Origin of the sequence: Pseudomonas sp. MWU13-3659 (genome assembly GCF_023757525.1) — a bacterium.
Lineage (GTDB): Bacteria > Pseudomonadota > Gammaproteobacteria > Pseudomonadales > Pseudomonadaceae > Aquipseudomonas > Aquipseudomonas entomophila_E.
This window is the reverse complement of the sequence record NZ_JAMSHW010000052.1, coordinates 1-20275: the sequence shown is the minus strand read 5'-3', so window position 1 is coordinate 20275 and position 20275 is coordinate 1. Positions and strand designations below refer to the sequence as shown.

Sequence of the window (20275 nt, the reverse complement as noted above, 5' to 3'; positions counted from 1 at the left end):
ATTCCGAAGCCCCTGATCGCAAAGCGATCAGGGGCTTTGTCTTTTACGGCCCGTAAATGCCGTAACCCATTGACTGGGCACGACCTCTGTAGGAGCGGCTTTAGCCGCGATCACCCGCGAAGCGGGTGCCAGGCACCGCGTTGTCCGCATCGCGGCTAAAGCCGCTCCTACAGAGAACTCTGAGTGCAGTCCTAGAGGCTGGGCAATTTCCTGCAGGCATAAAGTAGGTCATCGTCAAGATTCAATTCCGAAGCCCCTGATCGCGATGCGGTCAGGGGCTTTGTCTTTTCCGATCCGTAGATGCCGTAACCCATTGACTGGGCACGACCTCTGTAGGAGCGGCTTTAGCCGCGATCACCCGCGAAGCGGGTGCCAGGCACCGCGTTGTCCGCATCGCGGCTAAAGCCGCTCCTACACGTTTCCAGCAGGCACAAAAAAGCCGCTCCAAGGGGAGCGGCTTTTTTGTTGCGGGTAGATCAGCTCAGCAGGTTCTTCACATTCCCCATCGCCTCATCGGCAAACCCTTGGAGAAACACCTGGAAGCCCGGCAGCGCCTCGGGGCCACCCTCCCAAGGTTCGGCCTGAATGGTCCAGGTCACGCGGCTGCGGTTGGCATCGATCACTCGCACCTCCATCGCCGCCCACAGGTTGCCGATGTTCAGGCTGGTGTAGATCAGGCTCCAGGTCATGTGCATGGCTTGCTCGTCGCGTGAGTTGAGCTGCTCGATGACCACGTTGCCATCTTTGAACAGCTTCTTGCGTACCGAACGTACACCGCTGCCGGTCATGTCGATGTGCGCGAGCGCGGGGATGAACACCGGGAACCCGGCGAAGTTGCCGACGATGTTCCAAACGGCGGTAGCGGACGCGGCGATTTCCACGCTGGAAACCACCTCGCACCCTTCAGGGTTGCGGATCAGGGTATCGGGTTTGAGTGCTTGCATGCTGTGTTGCTCCTGTTGTGTAGAAAGGGGTCAGATGAAGCCGATGTCGGCCAAATAACGGCAGCCGCGGCGCAGCAGCTCGGGGTTCTTGCTGGGGTAATGGGCGCCCATGCGCCGTACCCCGTCACGGGCGTTGGCGTGGGCGATCCCGGAGATGTCACCGATGTCTTCCTCGAAACCGTCCAGGTAGAAGCCCAGGACGTCATACAGCGCGTTGTTGCGGTCGACCCGGCGCAACTGGCGCTGCCACTGCTCGACGCTGACCAGCTCGAAGGCATGGCCCTGTTCACGGAACGAGGCCAGGTAGTCGCGCCAGCGCAAAGGCTCGGGGTTGTGCAGGTTGAACACGCATTGCCCGGCCTGGTGGCGGCTGCTGTGGAAAGCAATGAAGCGCGAGAGGAAGTCCACCGGCATCAGGTCGAAGTCGATCTCCAGGCCAGGTACCTGCCCCAGTTGCAGCGAACCCTTGAGCATCAGCATCAGACGATTGCGCTGGGGCTGGCAGGCGCCGGTACGGCTGTCGAAGGTGATGTTCCCCGGGCGGAACAGGTTGACCCATACCCCCTGCGCGCGGGCGCGGCTGAGAATGCGTTCACCGATCCACTTGCTCAGGTTGTAGCCGTTGCGGATGTAGATTGGCGGGGTGCTGGCCGGGTCGTCCTCCAGTACCTGGCCCTGGCTGTCCACGGCACTGCAGGCGGAGAGGGTGGAGACGAAGTTGAAGATCTTCTTGCGCCGGCCCTCGCACAGGCGCAGGCACTCGAACAACGGCTCGATGTTGTCGGCGGCCAGTACCTGATAGTCGAGCACATGGTTGACCTGCGCGGCGTTGTGCAGCAGGGCGCCATAGCCTTCGTCCAGGTAGTCGTAGTCGGCCTGTGCCAGGCCCAGACGCGGCTTGCGCAGGTCGGCCTCGTATACCTTGATGCGCGACAGGTCGAGGGTGATGCGGTTGTCACGCAGCGACCGGGCAAAGCGCTCGGCGGCAGCCACACCCTCGGCACTGCGCACCAGGCAGGCCACCTCGGTCGCCCCCCAATCCAGCAGGGCTTCAACCAGGTGCACCCCGAGGAAGCTGTTGGCGCCGGTGACGATCACCTTGTGCACATCGCCCAGGCGCTCGACTGGCAATACCTGCAGGTCGAGGTCGCGGTTGGCGTCCTGCTCCAGGCGCTCCAGCGAGTGCTGTTGCGCCGTGTCGTCACCATCGAGCAACGCACCCAACCGCTGCAGGGTCGGTTGTTCGATGAAGCGATTGATCGCCACGCCCTTGCCGAAGCCTTCACGCACTGCCAGCAGCAACCGCGACAGCAGGATCGAATGGCCACCGAGGTTGAAGAAGCTGTCATGGATGCAGATGTCCGCTACAGGCAACTCCAGCAATTCACTCCAGAGGTCACGCAAGCGATGCTCGGTGGTGGTCCCGGGTTGCACGCGCTGGCTTGGTGGCAATGCCAGTGGTCGCTGTGACAGCGCCTGGCGATCCACCTTGCCGTTGGCGGTGTAGGGCATCTGCTCCAGCACCTCATAGAACATCGGGCGCATGTAGTCGGGCAGGTGCTGCTCGGCGTGTTCGCGCAATTGCCGCTCGGCATCTGCGGCTTGCCCATGGGTGGCGAATGCGAGCACGCGGCGCTGGGCGTCGATCACGACCGCCACCTGGGCGAACAGCTGGCTGTCGCGCAGGCAGTGTTCGATCTCTTCAGGCTCTACGCGAAAGCCGCGGATCTTCACCTGGTTGTCACGTCGGCCGCACAACTCGATGCCTTGGGTGGTCCACTTGGCAATATCACCCGTGCGGTAGGCACGCAACGTACGGCCATCGGCCAGGCGCAGCTCGACGAAGCGTTCGGCGGTCAGGCCCGGGTTGTTCAGGTAACCGAGCCCGACACCGGGGCCGGTGATGTAAAGCTCACCCGCAACCTGCTGCGTGACCGGCCGCAGATCTTCGTCGAGGATCAGCACCTGGGTATTGGCGATGGGCAGGCCGAGGTTACGGTTGTTGTCGCCGCTGGCAAATACCCGGGTAGTTGCCAGCACGGTGGTCTCGGTCGGGCCATAGATGTTGTGCATCCGGCATTGCCCGGACAGCCGGGTGATGACTTCCGGTTCGCAGACATCACCGCCAGTGACCAAGTGCTCAAGGCCCAGCGGCATATCGCGCGGAAGGATGCTCAACAATGCCGGCGGCAGGAACGCGTGGCTGACGTCCTGGCTGTGGATAAGTCGCGCCAGCTGTTGCGGGTCACGACGCTGGTCTTCGCTGGGTAGCACCAGTTCGGCACCGCAGGCGAAGGTGGGCAGGATATCCAGCAGGGAAGCGTCGAAGCCGATGGTGGAGAACTGCAGCACCCGGCTGTGCCGGTCCAGTGCCACGTGCTCGCGATACCAGGCCATGAAGTGCGCCAGGTTGCCCTGGCTGAGCAACACGCCCTTGGGCAGCCCCGTGGTACCGGAGGTGTAGATCGCCACGCAGGCCTGGCCGGCGCAGGCCGGGCGCTGTGCCAGGGAGGGCAGTTGGGCCTCCTCGATGTTTGGCAGCGCGCTTACATCCAGATGTGCGATAGCCACGGGCTCCTGGCCGTCATGCAGGAGCACGCAGGCTTGGGCGTCAACCAGGATGCGTTGACGGCGTTCGGCCGGGGTCGCCGGATCCAGGGGTAGGTAGATGGCCGAACAGCCCAGGATCGCCAGCAAGCTGGCATAGAGCTCGGGCGCCTTGGCCATGCACACGGCGACCACCGGAGGGTGCTCGCCAGCCTCTGGCAACAGCGGCAGCAGCACCCGCTGGATCGCCACGGTGCGGGCGTGCAGCTGCCGATAGCTGTAGCGCTGGCCGTCGCGATTCAACGCTGTGCGTTCGGCGTGTTGGCGCAGGCTGTGCTCCAGTTGCCCGATCAAGCCGGTCTCGGCCTGTTCCAGGAGGTCGGCGCGCAGCGTGCGGTTGAACGGGTGCCGGTAGGCCAGCGCCTCCAGCCAGTCCAGGCCATGCTCGCGCTCCTGCACGCCGGGGCTGACCGCGGGTGCCTCCTGCAGGTAATGCGGGTTGCGGGCGTAGCGGGTGACCTGCAGGGTGAGCAGGTCGTTCAGGGCTTGCAGGGTGTCCTCACGCAGCTGCTGGCCGTTGCCGGAAGTTGGCGACGGCACGGGCAGGCGTTCGATCAGCCGCTGGGCGCTGGCACTGCCGCACCAGCACAGGGTCTCGAGGCGTGGCAGGGTTTCGGCGAAGCTGGCCCCCAGGCGCAGCCTCAGCAGGGGCGTCGCGTCCAGCGCTTGCCAGTCGCTGCTGTTCAGCACCAGGCTGCCGTCCTCCACCACCAGGTGCGGGCGGGCGATCAGTTGTCGGCGCAAGGCGTCGGCGTCGTTGGCGGTGGTGATGCCATGCCCGTGTTCGTCGAGCTGCTGGGCCAGCTGCCCCAGGGCGGGGCTGTGGCCCACCAGGAGTATGTCGAGGCGTCTCATCAGGGTGTCCTCAGGGCAGGTAGTCGCGCAGTGCCTGCTGTACGCAGGCCGACTCAAGCATCGAACTGGCACGGAAGAAGCGCAGGATGTTGCCCAGCAACGGATGTTGGTGGTTGATCGGGTAGGCCAGCCCCTGGGCTTCTTTGCGCAAGGCCTGGCGTGCCGTTTCGGTCACCGGCAGTGCGGCGATAAGGGCGCGGTCGAAGGCCTGTTGGATGTCGTTGGTCAGGTACTGGCGCAGGAACACTGGCAGCACGTTGGCGATCACCTGGCGATCAGCTTCGGCTGCCGCCTGCCAGTAGATCCGTGTCAGGCGTGCCCAGAAGCTCGAGTGACGGCCTTCATCGAGCAGGTGGTCGGCCATCAGCCCTTTCACCGAGGGCTTGACCGAGTCGTCGCGGGCGAATGCCGCCACATCGTCGGTCAGGGTGTTCTCGGCAATGCCCACGCAGATCAGCTCCACGGCATCGCGCAGGCCTTCGGGGACCTGCGCCAGGGCCGCCGGGATGGCCCGGCTGAGTTCGATCTCCTGGGGCAGGGCGATCGGTTCGACACCGGTGAGGGCAATGGTCTGCTGCAGGAAGTCCATGGCCACCAGGGCGTGGTAGTCCTCGTCCACCACCACGGTCATGGCGTCGTAACGGCAGGCGAACGGGAAGCGCACGGCGAAGCGGTCCTTGGCGATGCGCCGTGCGGTGCGGTCGACGATCTCGGTCTCGAAGATCACCACGTCGTTGATGAACTTGTAGAGGCTCTGCACCAGTACGAAGTCGCGCAACTGCGGGCACTCGCGCTGGAAGGTGGCGCCAAGCACCAGGGGCTGGCGGCTGAGCGGGTAGATCAGCCGCTGGTCGTCCTCGACCAGGCGCCGGGGCCGGGTGCGGATGGTGGCGCGCTCTTCCCAGGCCTCGGCGAAGGAGCGGTATTCATGGGCGTTCATGGGGTGACCTCGGCGACAGGGGTTTGCAGCGAGGCGCGCAGGCGGTCCCACAGGGCCATGCGGCTGTCCACCGCAGCGATGGCAGCGGCGTAGACGTCCTCTTGGCGAACCGGGTCGTGATCGACCAGGCGTGCCAGCAACTGCTCGGCGGCCGGGCCGTGGTCTTCGGAGTCGACCTCGATATGCCGTTGCAGGTAGTAGCGGAAGGTGGGGGCCTGCTCGCTGCCGATGCCCCACTCGTCGAGGATCTGTTGGAACATCATCGGGATGACGCTTTCACGGCCATGCAGGAAGGCGGCGGCGACGCGGTGCGCGGGGGCGTCCAGGGCCACTTCGAGGGTGTCGCGCACGAAGTGCTGGGCCGCTTCGCTGGCACCGGCACGAGGCAGGGCGCTCAGCGCGTCGACGCCCTGTTGCTGGAGGCTGATGAAGCGTTCAATCGCCTGGGTGCAGGCGCCGACCTCGCGCATGGCGTCCAGGTACAGCTCGAAGTGGCTGTAGTGACCGTGGTCGAGGCGGTCGTCGGATTCCTCGCCCAGCACGATCTCGTTGATCAGGCGGGCGGCGGCCGGGTCTGCCGGGGGCAGCCAGGGCAGGCTGACGCAGGTCAGCTCCTGTTGCAGGCGTTTGGTCAGTGACATGAAATCCCAGACGGCAAAAACGTGGGTTTCCATGAATCGACGCAACGTGTCGAGCGAGTCGATCTCGGAAAACAGCGGGTGCCGGGAAAGTGCAATCTTCTTGTTGGAAAGTGTGCTCTTCAATGTGCTCATGATGATGTCCGTTGTGGGCATTTTCGGGATTGTTATTTCATTGCAGGTTGTTCGGTCTGCCGAATTCGAGGTGCACGAGGCCCTCGAAGCAAAATCGATATTGATGAACCTGCAGAGGCCAGAGGTCACGGTGGTTACGGGTTGTTGGCGCCTGGCGATATAAAAGTTAGAGCAACTTCAAAGTTGTCGGCAAATGTTTTTTTAATTATTTTAAGTTTGTGATTATCACGGGCAAATAGAAGGCGTATAAAACTTTCGCGTAAGTTTTATTTTGGCAATAAGTGCCCCTTCCGATCATTAACTATCAGAAAAGAATACGGCGGAGTGAATGCCTCACTCGGAGCACTGATAAACGGAGTCAGGGGAGGTTTGACTATTAAGGGGCGGCTGATCGCTTGCGGTCCTTGCCCCAGTACCGCGCTCCTTCTTCTGGTGGATAAAGTGCAGCCGACCAGGCCCGTCGGGTGATCAGCGGTCGGCGCGGGGACTAGAGTGTGCCCAAAATGCTGGCACTGCCATGGCTTGCGGCAGCCATGACAACGCAAATGGATGTTTCTGGAGGGGGCGTAAGCGTGCGCGGCTACAAGCTGAGCAGGCCGAGGTGGGTGTTGATGATGCGCACCAGGCGCTGGTTGAGCAGTGAGGTGTCGACCGATTGCGCGGGCAGCTCGATCAGCTCAAGGCCTTGGCGGGCAAGGCTGTGCCAGCCGAGCATGGCCGGCAGCGAGCCTGGGAGGTACAGCACGGTCATCGGCACCTGGATGGCCAGGCTGGTGGTGATGTCCAGGCGGGGGGGAGGGCTGTCATAAGTGGAAACAAAGAGATGGCGAGTTTGCCCAGGATGATGGTTCTGCGCCAACTGGGTCAGTGCCACCGCCACATGCGCGCCAAGCCCCTGGCCGAAGATGGCATGGGGTTGGGCGAGGTAGGGCTGGAGTTTGTCGAGCAACGCACGGGCGAGGGGGCAGGGAGGTTGCGCGGGGTCGAATCCATCCAGTCGGACAGAGGGAGGGACATCGGCGGCAATCAGTTCGATGGGATCGCACAGGGTCTGGGCCCAGGTACGGTACTGCATGAGCTGCTGTCGGTCGTAGGCCAGGCAGATCAGGCGGATCCGGGCAGGTGGTTCGATGGTTGTTCCCTGTAGCGTCTGCACGTGCACTGGCGTTCCTTATGCCGGATGACGTTCCTTGCCGACCCAGCCACGACCGTGGCTGCGGGGTGTCACTGATCGGCTGTCGACTGTCGATCGAGGTACTTCCTGATGGTGCGAGCGGCATTGTTCAGTCGGGCTTCGAGCAACCTGACGGCATCATCCACCAGTTTGTCGCTGGCCGCATCCACCAAGGCGATATGGTCGTCCTGTGTCAGCTTGCCCAGCCCCATCGACGACAGGTGGAAACGCAGGAAGCGCTCCTCTTCGTTGAGCTCGATCTCGATCATGCGCAGCAGCTTCTGGTTGTACGCCTTGCTGTAGAGGGCCATGTGGAACAGGCGGTTGAGGCGACCGATCTCGGCGTGACGGGTTTCGTTTTCCAACTGCTGGATATAACCACGGGCCTGGGCGATGTCATTGGCATCGAGCAGGGGAATCGATTGGCGCAGGGCCTCGGTCTCGAGGATGACACGCAGCGCGTAGGTGTCGACTGCGTCCTCGCCGATCAGCGGCGCGACCACGGCGCCTTTATGCATGACCACCTGCAGCAGCGATTGCGCTTCGAGCTGGCGCAGGGCTTCGCGCACCGGCATGCGGCTGACGCCGAAGAGGCTGGCCAGCTCCTGTTGGCGCAGGGCGGTGCCCGGGGGCAGGCGGCCATCGAGGATGGCACTGCGCAGGCGCTCTTCGATGACGCTGCGGGCGAGGTGCGGCGGAACTTGCTCGCTGCCCAGCACGGTGCTCAGGAGTTTGGGTTTCTCAGCCACGCGGGTTCAGCCTCGGCAACATGAAGATTGGATCCAATAACCCTAGTGAGGGATGGGGCCGCTTGTCAAACGGCGAGTGGATGCGGGCCTGTGCCCGTTCATCGAACGCGGCTATCGTGAAGGAAGTCGGCTGCCAAGGGAAGCCGCGAGGGGGCTCGCATGGCCTTTGTTGAGTGGGTTTGCCGACGGTTGGCTGCATGATCGCAAGGTGCCATTGTCTTTTACGCCGCCAGCCCGCACCATCGCTGCTTTCGAATGATCTGAACAGGTGTCCGCAGTGGCGATACCTTGGACCCTCAATACCACCCTGCGCCGTTTCGGCCTTGCCGTGCTGCTCGGCGGCCTGTTGCTGGGCGTCACGCAGGCGGATTGGGACTTTTCCCAGATCAGCCGCCGTGCCCAGGCGCTCTATGGGCCGTTGGGCGAGGGCCAGAAGCGTATCGATGCGTGGCAGCAGTTGCTTGCCACGCAGAAGCAAGGCAGCGAGCTGGAGCAGTTGCAGGTGGTCAACCGCTTTTTCAACCAGCAGTTGCGCTATGTCGAGGATATCGACCTGTGGCATGAGGTCGACTATTGGGCCACACCGGTGCAGTCGCTGATCAAGGGCGCGGGGGATTGCGAGGACTACGCCATCGCCAAGTACTTCAGCCTGCGGCGCATGGGCATCCCGGCCGAGAAGCTGCGCATCACCTACGTCAAGGCCTTGCGCCAGAACCGCGCGCACATGGTCCTGACCTATTATTCAAGCCCACAGGCCCAGCCCCTGGTACTCGACAGCCTGATGGACGCGATCAAGCCCGCCAGCCAGCGCACCGACCTGTTGCCGGTGTACGCCTTCAATGGTGAGGGCCTGTGGCTGACCGGCGCTGCTGGCAACAAGAAAGTCGGCGACACCAAGCGCCTGTCGCGTTGGCAGGATCTGCTGAAGAAAATGCAGGCCGAAGGGTTCCCGGCCGAACCGGTTTACTGAAGGAGCACAGATGTCACTGTTCAAACAATTGCTGCTAGCCATTTGCCTGTTCCTGGTGGTCGCCTTCAGTGGCAGCTTCATGGTCAGCCTGGAGAGCTCGCGCAGCCAGTACGTCAACCAGTTGCGCTCCCACGCCCAGGACGCGGCCACCGCGCTGGCGCTGTCGCTCACACCCAACATCGACGACCCGGCGATGGTCGAACTGATGGTCAGCTCGATCTTCGACAGTGGCTACTACACCAGCATCAAGGTCATCGACCTGGGTTCCAACGCCGTGCTGGTCGAGCGCCATGCCGAGCCGGACAGCGGTGGTGTGCCGGGCTGGTTCATCCACCTGATTGGCCTGGAGCCGGCCGGTGGCGATGCGATCGTAAGCCGTGGCTGGCAGCAGGCGGCGCGGGTCGAGGTGATCAGCCACCCGATGTTCGCCCTGGCCAAGCTTTGGCAGAGCGCGTTGGGCAGCCTTGGCTGGCTGTTGCTGTGCGGCGCGGTGAGCGCGGTGCTCGGTGCGTTGTTGTTGCGCCGGCAGTTGCGGCCGCTGGACTACATGGTGGCGCAGTCCCACGCCATCGCCCGCCGTGAGTTCCTCAGCCTGCCCGAGCTGCCGCGCACGCCGGAACTGCGCCGGGTGGTGCAGGCGATGAACCAGATGGTCGAGAAGCTCAAGGCGCTGTTCACCGAACAGGCCGAGCGCAGCGAGAAACTGCGTACCGAGTCATACCAGGACAGTCTTACGGGCCTGGCCAACCGCCGCTACTTCGAGATGCAGCTCAATGCCCGGGTCAGCAACCTGGAGGAGGCGCGCGCCGGTTACCTGCTGTTGCTGCGGGTCCAGGACCTGGCGGGCCTGAATGCACGTCTGGGCGGCCAGCGTACCGACCAACTGCTGCAGGCGGTGGGTGAGCAACTGCGCCGTACCTGCGCCAGTTACCCGGAGACCAACGACCTGATCACCCGTAGCCGCGGTGGTGAGTTCGCCGTGCTGGCGCCGGGCATGGTTCATGACGAGGCGATCCAGCTGGCTCAGGCCTTGGTCGCGACGTTGCAGAGCCTGCACGAAACCGGTGCCAGCGATGTCGACCCGGTGGCCTGCATCGGCCTGGCACCCTACAACCCGGGCGATGCTCCCCAGGACCTGCTCAAGCTTGCCGACGAAGCGCTGGCCCGCGCCGAGAGCCAGCCGCAACCGGGCTGGGTGTGCCTGGAGCAGGGGGCCGCGGCCGATGCCGCCGACAGCCATCATGCCTGGCATACACGCCTGGACCAGGCGCTCTCCAAGGGGCAGTTCGAGCTGTTCTTCCAGCCGGTGGTGGATTGCCGGGTGACTGAGCGGGTGCTGCACTACAAGGTCATCTCGCGTTTGCACGACGAGCAGGGCAAGGCCCTGGCGGCGGGGCGCTTCCTGCCCTGGCTCGAGCGTTTCGGCTGGATGGCGCGGCTGGACCTGCTGGTGCTGGAGAAGGTGCTCAAGCACCTGCAGGGGCATGGCGAGGCGCTGGCGCTGAACCTGTCGGCGGCGACCCTGGCCGACCCCAAGGCGTTGCAACGGGTCTTCGAGCTGCTTGGCCAGTACCGTGCTATCGGGCCGCGCCTGACCTTCGAGATCGGCGAGGAGCAGTTGCCTGAACAGTCGATGCTCGAGCAGCTGACCCGTCGCCTGCGCGGGTTGGGCTTCAGCCTGGCGCTGCAGCGTTTCGGTGGCCGCTTCAGCATGATCGGCAACCTGGCGCACCTGGGCCTGGCCTACCTGAAGATCGATGGTGGCTACATCCGCAACATCGACCATGAGCGGCACAAGCGGTTGTTCATCGAAGCCATCCAGCGGGCGGCGCACAGCATCGACCTGCCGTTGATCGCCGAACGGGTGGAGACCGAAGGGGAATTGAAGGTGCTGCGCGAGATGGGGGTGCAGGGGATCCAGGGGCAGTTGGTGGGTGAACCCGCGCCTTGGCGTTGAGCCTGTACGCTTTGTAGGAGCGGCTTCAGCCCCGATCACCCGCGAAGCGGGTGCCAGACACCGCGATGCCTGCATCGCGGCTGAAGCCGCTCCTACAGCGGACAGGGCCGCTCAGATCAACCCGCCTTCCTCTTCTTCCTCGATCAGGTTGTTCAAACCGCCCAGCGCCTTGCGCGCGGTGGAGCGGTTGAGCAGCTTGGCCTGGGCGCCGGGTGGCAGGTCGGTGATGCTGAACACGCCCTTGGCCGTCAGCACTTCGATCAGGTCTTCGAGCACCCGGATCATGTCCAGGTCGCTCTGCTTGAGCTGCTTGAGGCTGTTCTCGACAACGTCGTCGGCGAACCATTCCTGGATCTCGGCATTGTCTGCCGGGACCATGTCGGTAAAACCGTCAAACGCGGCGGCTTCCACTCGCAGCAACTGGCCCTCGGCGTCGCGTTGCACGTAGAACATGGCGGCGTCCCTCGTCACGATGAATCCTTTTTGGTAGTCAGCAGCATAGGCAAAGTTCGCCGGGCATGTAAGCCCGGCGCACGAGTATGCGCGTGAAGGGATGGCTGGGAAAGCCCGCGCCCCCTACGGCGCCCCTTGCGGGCCGCCGTAGAGAGGCAGGGATCAGCTGTTGGAGTTGTCGATCTTGATGGTCGGGTCGGCGCCGCTGATCAACGAATTGATCGTGGTGTTCGACCAGTTCACGCCTTCGAGCTTGATGGTCACGTCGGCGTTGGCCAGGCCGCCGGCGGCGTTGAGCTTGCCTTCGGTGCTGACCTGCAGGGTCGACTCGCCATTGACCGTGGTGAGCTTCAGGAAGTTGTCGATGGTGCTGGCGCGCTCACCCTGGAGCAGGTCGCTCAGGTCGAGGCGATCACCTTCGCTGGCCTTGAAGTCCTTGATCACGTCGTTGCCCAGGTCGCCGGCCTTCCACACGAAGGTGTCGGCGCCAGTGCCACCGGTCATGATGTCGTCGCCCTTGCCGCCGATCAGCAGGTCATTGCCGGCACCGCCGAACAGCAGGTCGTTGCCTTCGCCGCCGAGCAGGGTGTCGTTGCCGGTCCCCCCGAGCAGGATGTCGTTGCCCTTGCCGCCGTCGATGTAGTCGTTGCCACCCTGGCCGAAGATGATGTCGTTGCCGTTGCCACCCAGCAGGGTGTCGGCACCGTCATTGCTGCGCGAGACATCGAACTCGGTGTAGTGCTCGTTGATGTACTTGTGCATCGTCCGGGCATCTACATCGCCCGCGTCGACGCCCAGCTTGCCGGCGACGAAGGCCTGGATCGCCTCGACACCCGTGCCGGCGATGCCGTCGAAGGTGACCAGGTCGCCGAAGATGATGTCGTTGCCATCGCCGCCGTTGACCGTGTCGTTGCCCGGTTGGGTGACTTCGGTGTGGCCGAGGATGGCTTCGGCCAGCTTGCTCGGGTCGATGTTGGTCTGTGGCGTGCCGTCGGAGTCGAACGGCTTCAGGTCGCTGGTGTTCACACCGTTGTTGAGGCCGATCGCCTCGACGTTGGACAGGCCCGACAGCAGGGTGAAGCTGCTCAGCGAGTTGTTCCAGGTGGCATCGTCGGTGTAGCTGCCACGGCCTGCCTGGTAAGACAGTTCGTAGGTGCCGTTGCCTTCCGGGTGAAGTTCGCCGGAGACGCCGTACTTCCAGTTCCTGCCGCTGAGGTACTGCACCTGCAGGTTGCCGGCGTTGTCGATGCTGACGTAGTTGGTCCTGCTGCTGTCGATGTAGTCGTTGAACGCCATGCCTGGCTTGTAGTTGATCGAGGCCAGGAAGGTATCCAGGGTGATGCCCGAGGTACCCAGTGTCGGGTTGCTGTTCTCGCCCGCCTGGTAGAACGTCGGCTTGCCGTCGGTGATGAAGAACGTCTGGTTGCTGCCGGTGTTGCCGCCGTCCTTGAGGTTCTGGAACCAGTTGGCGGTGGTCTTGAACGCATCTTCGTAGTTGGTGCCGCCCTTGGAGTTGAGGGTGTTCAGGGCACTGAGCAGCTTCTGCAGGCCGGCATCGTTCAGGGTTACCGCAACGCTGCTCTTGACCTGGCTGGCGAAGTCCACCAGGAGGATGTTCACGGTGCCCGACTGGTCGCCCTTGACGCTGGCGGCCAGGGTCTTGAACACCGACTCGAGGGATTTCTTCGCCGCATCGACGCCCGACGAGCCCATGCTGCCGGAGGTGTCGACGATGAAGGCAAGGTTGTAGTTCTGCCCGGGTACCACGTGCAGCCCGCTGACGTCCGCCACCACCACGTCGTTGCCGTCGGTGCCGGTGATGTTGTCGCTGTCCGAGGACAGGTTGCTGGTGCTGTAGGTCTGCGGGTAGACCGTGACCTTGATGGTGCCCTCGGTGGTGGCGGTGCTGCCGCCGACACTCTCGGTGGAAGTCGAGCTGACCTTCACGTCGAACTGGCCGTAGTAGTAGGCCGGCGGCTTGATGGTCAGGCTGCCCAGGTTCCAGCCGGTGACGTCCACCGCGGACGCACCGACAGTGAAGGTGTGGCCAGCGTTGTCGGCAATCACCGAGCCTGCCGGGATGCCGCTGAGCTTGATGCTGAGGCTCTCGGAGCCGTCGGTGTCGGTCAGGTTGGTGCTGATGCCTACCAGCTTGACCGGCGCGCCGTTCTCGCTGCCTTCGTTGAGCTTGTAGCCGTCGTAGTAGCCCTGGCCGTTGCTGCCGTGCAGGTCGGAGACGGTGACGCCGGCGTTGGCCAGGTCCTTGACGCTCGGGTACATCGGGATGTTCGAGCTGTTCAGGTCGATCGCCGCGCCGTTGTTGACCCGGATGTTGACGTCCAGGCTGCCTGGGCCGGCCTGGTTGGCGTTGTAGATCTCCAGGGTGTAGTAACCGCTGGTGGTCGGGGTGAAGCTGCCGGAGATGGCGCCGCTGCCCGAGCCCCAGATGCCGCTGGCGACGTTCTTGCCGCCGACCACGATCTGCAGGCTGTCATCGGCGGTGCCGGTGAAGGCGTAGGTCTTGCCGGCTTCCAGGTAGATCAGGCCGGAAGTCTTCGAGCCGCTGCCCGGGGTGACGTTGCTGGTCGAGTCGACGCCGCTGACCGTCTCGGTCTTGCTGGCATTGCCGGAGTTGGCGAACACGTTCTTCAACGTATCGCCGGAGATGCCGTTGCTGCCCAGGCCGGTGAGGCTGTTCCAGGTTTCCTTGACCAGGCCGATCGAGTTGACGTTGTTGTTGCCGATGTTCAGGTCGGGCTTGTCGGCTACTGGCCGGATGTCGACCTTCAGGGTCGCTTCGCCGCCCAGGTTGGTGCCGTCGTTGGGCTTGTACTTGATCTGCGCGTAGTCGGCCTGCTTGTTGCCCACGCCGGTGCCGCCATAACCGTCGATGCCTGACTGGTTGGCCAGCGGCACGAACTTGAGCTTGCCGGCGGCGATGTCGGCCTGGCTGATGTTCTGGTTCAGCGCGACGTCGACCCACGCGGTGCCGTTGAAGAACTTCAGGCTACCAAGGTCCGGCAGCTTGCTGATGGTCACCGACAGGCCGGTGTTGCCATCGGCGTCGGTGACGTTGAAGTCGCCCCAGCCGAACACGTAGTCGGTGTCTTCGTTGCCGGTCACGGCGCCACCGGTCGACACCGGCACGTGGTCGTTGTCGAGGATGGTGGTGGTGACGCTGGACTTGCTGGCATCGACCTGCAGGTTCTCGAAGTTGCCGCCGCTGACGCCGCTGATCTTGACCGTGAAGTTCTCCGAGCCTTCGACGAGCTGGTCGTCGATGGTCTTGATGTCGAAGGTCGTGCCGTTGCTGTTGGCCGGGATCTTGACGGTGACCACGCCGGTGAAGTCCTGGCCGTTGGTGGCGGTGCCACTGTAGGTCAGGGTGACGGTTACTTCGCTCTTCGAGGTGTTGCTCAGGGTCAGGGTGTAGTGGGCGGTATCGCCCTCGGTCACCGAGGTGTCGCCGCTGATGCCCACGGTGGTCAGGTCGCCCTGGCCGCTTGGCTCGTCGGTGACGCTGGTGGTGACGGTGTTGCTGCCCAGGGTCAGTTTCTCGAAGTTGTCGCCACCGGCGACCGATTCGATCTTGTTGACGATGTTCGGCTGGCCACCGACGTACACATCATCCTTGGCGGTGATGGTGAAGGTGCCGCTGGCGCTGCCGGCCGGGATGCTGACCTTGGTGCCGTCGGTCAGCGTGAAGGTCAGGCCGTTGTGGCCGGTGACCGACAGGCCCTGGGCATTGGTCAGGGTCACGGTGTAGGTGACCTGGCCGCCTTCGGTGACGGTGGTCTTGTCGGCGGTCAGGGTGGCCACGACTTCGCTGGTGGTGTCGCTGATCTGCACGGTGGCTGCGCCGCCGAGCTCCAGGTTCTCGAAGGTCTTGCCGGTGACGGCGGCGTTGCTGATGCCCACGGTCAGGGCGCCTGCGTCCTTGAACACGTCGTCGCCTTGGGCGGCGGCCTTGTAGATGGCCTCGGTCTGGCCGGCGACGATGGTTACCTTGGCGCCGTTGGACAGGGTCACGGTCAGGTCTTGCTCGAGCTTCTGGCTGACCTTGACGGTGAAGCTTGGCTGCTGGTCTTCGGTGACATTGCCATTGCTGACGATGGTCACGGAGACCTTGTCGCCCTGGTTGCCGGTACCGGTGCCCGTGCCGCTGCCTGGTTCGTCAGTCACGGAGGTGGTGACGGTGTTGCTGCCGAGGGTCAGCTTCTCGAAGTTGTCGCCACCGGAGACCGACTCGATCTTGTTGACGATATTCGGCTGGCCACCGACGAACACGTCGTCCTTGGCGGTGATGGTGAAGGTACCGCTGGCGCTGCCGGCTGGCACGGTGACCTTGGTGCCGTCGCTCAGGGTGAAGGTCAGGCCATTGTGGCCGGTGACCGACAGACCCTGGGCGTTGGTCAGGGTTACGGTGTAGGTAACCTGACCGCCTTCGCTGACGGTGGTCTTGTCGGCCGTCAGGGTCGCGACGACCTCGCTGATGGTGTCGGTGATCTGAACCGTGGCGTTGCCGCCCAGTTCCAGGTTCTCGAAGGTCTTGCCGGTGACGGTGGCATCGGTGATGCCGACGGTCAGCGAGCTGCCGTCCTTGAACACGTCATCGCCCTGGGCGGCGGCCTTGTAGATGGCCTCGGTCTGGCCGGCGACGATGGTCACCTTGGCGCCGTTGGACAGGGTGACGGTGAGGTCCTGCTCGAGCTTCTGGCTGACCTTGACGGTGAACGATGGTTGCTGGTCTTCGGTGACATTGCCATTGCTGACGATGGTCACGGAGACCTTGTCGCCCTGGTTGCCGGTACCGGTGCCCGTGCCGCTGCCCGGTTCGTCAGTCACGGAGGTAGTGACGGTGTTGCTGCCGAGGGTCAGCTTCTCGAAGTTGTCCGCACCGCTAACCGACTCGATCTTGTTGACGATGTTCGGCTGGCCACCGACGAACACATCGTCTTTGGCGGTGATGGTGAAGGTGCCGCTGGCGCTACCGGCTGGCACGGTGACCTTGGTGCCGTCGGACAGGGTGAAGGTCAGGCCGTTATGGCCGGTGACCGACAGGCCCTGGGCGTTGGTCAGGGTGACGGTGTAAGTGACTTGGCCGCCCTCCGAAACCGTGGTCTTGTCGGCGGACAGGGTCGCGACGACCTCGCTGATGGTGTCGGTGATCTGCACCGTGGCGTTGCCGCCGAGCTCCAGATTCTCGAAGGTCTTGCCAGTGACGGTGGCATCGGTGATGCCGACGGTCAGCGAGCCTGCGTCCTTGAACACATCGTCGCCCTGGGCGGGCGCTTTGTATTCGACCTGGGTCTGCCCGGCCGGAATGGTGACCTTGGCGCCGTTGGACAGGGTGGCGGTGAGGTCCTGGTCGAGCTTCTGGCTGACCTTGACGGTGAACGATGGCTGCTGAGCTTCGTTCACATCGCCATTGCCTACGATGGTGACGGAGACCTTGTCGCCCTGGTTGCCGGTACCGGTGCCCGTGCCGCTGCCCGGTTCGTCAGTCACGGAGGTAGTGACGGTGTTGCTGCCGAGGGTCAGCTTCTCGAAGTTGTCGCCACCGGAGACCGACTCGATCTTGTTGACGATATTCGGCTGGCCACCGACGAACACGTCGTCCTTGGCGGTGATGGTGAAGGTACCCGAGGCGCTGCCGGCCGGGATGGTGACCTTGGTGCCATCGGTCAAGGTGAAGGTCAGGCCATTGTGGCCGGTGACCGACAGGCCCTGGGCGTTGGTCAGGGTTACGGTGTAGGTAACCTGACCGCCTTCGCTGACGGTGGTCTTGTCGGCCGTCAGGGTCGCGACGACCTCGCTGATGGTGTCGGTGATCTGAACCGTGGCGTTGCCGCCCAGTTCCAGGTTCTCGAAGGTCTTGCCGGTGACGGTGGCATCGGTGATGCCGACGGTCAGCGAGCTGCCGTCCTTGAACACGTCATCGCCCTGGGCGGCGGCCTTGTAGATGGCTTCGGTCTGGCCGGCGACGATAGTCACCTTGGCGCCGTTGGACAGCGTGACGGTCAGGTCCTGCTCGAGCTTCTGGCTGACCTTGACGGTAAACGACGGTTGCTGGTCCTCGGTGACATTGCCATTGCTGACGATGGTCACGGAGACCTTGTCGCCCTGGTTGCCGGTACCGGTACCCGTGCCGCTGCCCGGCTCGTCGGTGACGGACGTGGTGACGGTGTTGCTGCCGAGGGTCAGTTTCTCGAAGTTGTCGCCACCGGAGACCGACTCGATCTTGTTGACGATGTTCGGCTGGCCACCGACGAACACGTCGTCCTTGGCGGTGATGGTGAAGGTGCCGCTGGCGCTGCCGGCTGGCACGGTGACCTTGGTACCGTCGGACAGGGTGAAGGTCAGGCCATTGTGGCCGGTGACCGACAGACCCTGGGCGTTGATCAGGGTGACGGTGTAAGTGACTTGGCCGCCCTCTGAAACGGTGGTCTTGTCCGCAGTCAGGGTCGCGACCACTTCGTTGGTGGTGTCGGTGATCTGTACGGTGGCCGAACCGCCGAGCTCCAGGTTCTCGAAGGTCTTGCCAACCACCGAGGCATCGGTGATGCCAACAGTCAGCGGACCTGCATCCTTGAAGACGTCTTCACCTTGCGCCGGTGCCTTGTATTCGACCTGGGTCTGCCCGGCCGGAATGGTGACCTTGGCGCCGTTGGACAGGGTGACGGTCAGGTCTTGGTCGAGCTTCTGGCTGACTTTGACGGTGAAGCTTGGCTGCTGGGTTTCGTTGACATCGCCGTTGCCGACGATGGTGACGGAGACTTTGTCGCCCTGGTTGCCGGTACCAGTGCCTGTGCCGCTGCCCGGTTCATCGGTCACAGAGGTGGTGACGGTGTTGCTGCCCAGGGTCAGCTTCTCGAAGTTGTCGCCACCGGCGACCGACTCGATCTTGTTGACGATGTTCGGCTGGCCACCGACGAACACGTCGTCCTTGGCGGTGATGGTGAAGGTGCCGCTGGCGCTGCCGGCCGGGATGGTGACCTTGGTGCCATCGGTCAAGGTGAAGGTCAGGCCATTGTGGCCGGTGACCGACAGGCCCTGGGCGTTGGTCAGGGTCACGGTGTAGGTGACCTGGCCGCCTTCCGACACGGTGGTTTTGTCGGCGGACAGGGTCGCGACAACCTCACTGATGGTGTCGGTGATCTGCACCGTGGCGCTGCCGCCGAGCTCCAGGTTCTCGAAGGTCTTGCCGGTAACGCTGGCATCGGTGATACCGACGGTCAGCGAGCTGCCGTCCTTGAACACATCGTCACCCTGGGCGGGCGCTTTGTATTCGACCTGGGTCTGCCCGGCCGGAATGGTGACCTTGGCGCCGTTGGACAGGGTGACGGTGAGGTCCTGCTCAAGCTTCTGGCTGACCTTGACGGTGAACGATGGCTGTTGAGCTTCGTTCACATCGCCATTACCGACGATGGTGACGGAGACCTTGTCGCCCTGGTTGCCGGTACCAGTGCCTGTGCCGCTGCCCGGTTCGTCGGTCACGGAAGTGGTGACGGTGTTGTCGCCGAGGGTCAGCTTCTCGAAGTTGTCCGCACCGCTAACCGACTCGATCTTGTTGACGATGCTCGGTTGGCCACCGACGAACACATCGTCCTTGGCGGTGATGGTGAAGGTGCCACTGGCGCTGCCGGCTGGCACGGTGACCTTGGTACCGTCGGACAGGGTGAAGGTCAGACCATTGTGGCCGGTGACCGACAGGCCTTGGGCGTTGGTCAGGGTCACGGTGTAGGTGACCTGGCCGCCTTCGCTGACAGTGGTCTTATCGGCGGTCAGGGTCGCGACGACTTCACTGATGGTGTCAGTGATCTGCACGGTGGCCGAGCCACCGAGCTCCAGGTTCTCGAAGGTCTTGCCCACAACCTGTGCGTCAGTGACGCCAACGGTCAGCGAGCCACCGTCCTTGAACACATCGTCGCCTTGGGCGGCGGCTTTGTACTCGACCTGGGTCTGGCCAGCCGGAATGGTGACTTTGGCGCCATTGGACAGGGTAACGGTGAGGTCCTGGTCGAGCTTCTGGCTGACCTTGACGGTGAAGCTTGGCTGCTGGGCCTCGTTCACATCGCCATTACCGACGATGGTGACGGAGACTTTGTCGCCCTGGTTGCCGGTACCGGTGCCTGTTCCGCTGCCCGGTTCGTCGGTCACGGAGGTCTGCACTTCGCCCTGACCCATGGTCAGTTTCTCGAAGTTGTCGGCGCCGCTGACATTCACCAGCTTGTTGCTGATGGTGGCTTGGCCGCCCACAAAGACATCGTCCGGTGCGGTGATGGTGGCGGTGCCGGTGGCGCTGCCCGCCGGGATGCTGACCTTGGTGCCATCGGACAGGGTGAAGGTCAGGCCGTTATGGCCGGTGACCGACAGGCCCTGGGCGTTGGTCAGGGTGACGGTGTAGGTGATCTGGCCGCCTTCCGAAACGGTGGTCTTGTCGGCGGTCAGGGTCGCGACAACCTCACTGACGGTGTCGGTGATCTGCACGGTGGCGTTGCCACCGATTTCCAGGTTTTCGAAGGTCTTGCCTTGGACGCTGGCATCGGTGATGCCCACGGTCAGCGAGCTGCCGTCCTTGAATACGTCATCGCCTTGAGCCGCAGCCTTGTAGGTGGCTTCGGTCTGGCCTGCGGTGATCACGACCTTGTCGCCGTTGGACAGGGTGACAGTCAGGTCGCGGTCCAGCGGTTGGTTGACCTTCACAGTGAAGGTTGGCTGCTGGGCTTCGTTCACGTCGCCATTGCTGACGATGGTCACGGAAATCTTGTCGCCTTCGTTGCCAGTGCCCGGGGTGCCGGTGCCTGGTTCGTCGGTGACGGTGGTGGTGACAGTGTTGTCACCGAGGGTCAA

General features: G+C 63.6%; 10 protein-coding genes. 2 read left to right on the top strand and 8 right to left on the bottom strand.

Features of this window, described 5'->3' with window-relative positions:
* Positions 1-476: 476 nt before the first annotated feature.
* From NGM28_RS27570 to NGM28_RS27545, 6 genes are all read right to left on the bottom strand, one after another.
* Positions 477-944, bottom strand: a complete 468-nt coding sequence (locus tag NGM28_RS27570; RefSeq protein ID WP_252092427.1) for an SRPBCC family protein — start codon at positions 942-944, stop codon at positions 477-479.
* Positions 945-974: 30 nt separating this feature from the next.
* Complete coding sequence (locus tag NGM28_RS27565; RefSeq protein WP_252092426.1) at positions 975-4406, bottom strand: amino acid adenylation domain-containing protein; 3432 nt, start codon at positions 4404-4406, stop codon at positions 975-977.
* A gap of 10 nt (positions 4407-4416) precedes the next feature.
* A complete protein-coding gene (locus NGM28_RS27560) occupies positions 4417-5346 on the bottom strand; it encodes a diiron oxygenase (RefSeq protein WP_252092425.1) in 930 nt (309 codons plus the stop codon).
* The gene (locus tag NGM28_RS27555) at positions 5343-6119 is read right to left on the bottom strand and encodes a DUF3050 domain-containing protein (RefSeq protein ID WP_011531572.1); all 777 of its coding nucleotides are present in this window, start codon (positions 6117-6119) and stop codon (positions 5343-5345) included. The genes NGM28_RS27560 and NGM28_RS27555 overlap by 4 nt, the downstream gene beginning before the upstream one ends.
* Positions 6120-6699: 580 nt before the next feature.
* On the bottom strand, positions 6700-7275 hold the full coding sequence (locus NGM28_RS27550) for a hypothetical protein (protein WP_240067202.1): 576 nt from the start codon (positions 7273-7275) through the stop codon (positions 6700-6702).
* Between the two features lie 68 nt (positions 7276-7343).
* Entirely contained in the window at positions 7344-8042 is a 699-nt protein-coding gene (locus NGM28_RS27545) for a GntR family transcriptional regulator (RefSeq protein WP_252092424.1), read from the bottom strand.
* A gap of 268 nt (positions 8043-8310) precedes the next feature.
* Here NGM28_RS27545 and lapG point away from each other — a divergent pair, with 268 nt between their 5' ends.
* Positions 8311-9012: a cysteine protease LapG gene (gene lapG, locus NGM28_RS27540; RefSeq protein ID WP_240067204.1), complete on the top strand. Its 702-nt coding sequence runs from the start codon at positions 8311-8313 to the stop codon at positions 9010-9012.
* A gap of 10 nt (positions 9013-9022) precedes the next feature.
* Positions 9023-10969 carry a cyclic di-GMP receptor LapD gene (lapD, locus tag NGM28_RS27535; protein WP_240067205.1) on the top strand — a complete coding sequence of 649 codons (1947 nt, stop codon included), beginning with the start codon at positions 9023-9025 and terminating at the stop codon, positions 10967-10969.
* 111 nt (positions 10970-11080) lie between these two features.
* Here the strand turns inward: lapD and NGM28_RS27530 are convergent, their stop codons facing one another.
* Together NGM28_RS27530 and NGM28_RS27525 are read right to left on the bottom strand one after the other, a co-directional pair.
* Positions 11081-11422 carry a tryptophan synthase subunit beta gene (locus tag NGM28_RS27530; protein WP_252092428.1) on the bottom strand — a complete coding sequence of 114 codons (342 nt, stop codon included), beginning with the start codon at positions 11420-11422 and terminating at the stop codon, positions 11081-11083.
* A 162-nt stretch (positions 11423-11584) separates the two neighbouring features.
* The gene (locus tag NGM28_RS27525) at positions 11585-20182 is read right to left on the bottom strand and encodes an immunoglobulin-like domain-containing protein (protein WP_252092423.1); all 8598 of its coding nucleotides are present in this window, start codon (positions 20180-20182) and stop codon (positions 11585-11587) included.
* Between the last annotated feature and the right edge of the window lie 93 nt (positions 20183-20275).

Coding starts and splice junctions, on each gene's coding strand:
- NGM28_RS27570 (WP_252092427.1), bottom strand. CDS start 944: ATGCAAGCACTCAAACCCGATACCCTGATCCGCAACCCTGAAGGGTGC.
- NGM28_RS27565 (WP_252092426.1), bottom strand. CDS start 4,406: ATGAGACGCCTCGACATACTCCTGGTGGGCCACAGCCCCGCCCTGGGG.
- NGM28_RS27560 (WP_252092425.1), bottom strand. CDS start 5,346: ATGAACGCCCATGAATACCGCTCCTTCGCCGAGGCCTGGGAAGAGCGC.
- NGM28_RS27555 (WP_011531572.1), bottom strand. CDS start 6,119: ATGAGCACATTGAAGAGCACACTTTCCAACAAGAAGATTGCACTTTCC.
- lapD (WP_240067205.1), top strand. CDS start 9,023: ATGTCACTGTTCAAACAATTGCTGCTAGCCATTTGCCTGTTCCTGGTG.
- NGM28_RS27530 (WP_252092428.1), bottom strand. CDS start 11,422: ATGTTCTACGTGCAACGCGACGCCGAGGGCCAGTTGCTGCGAGTGGAA.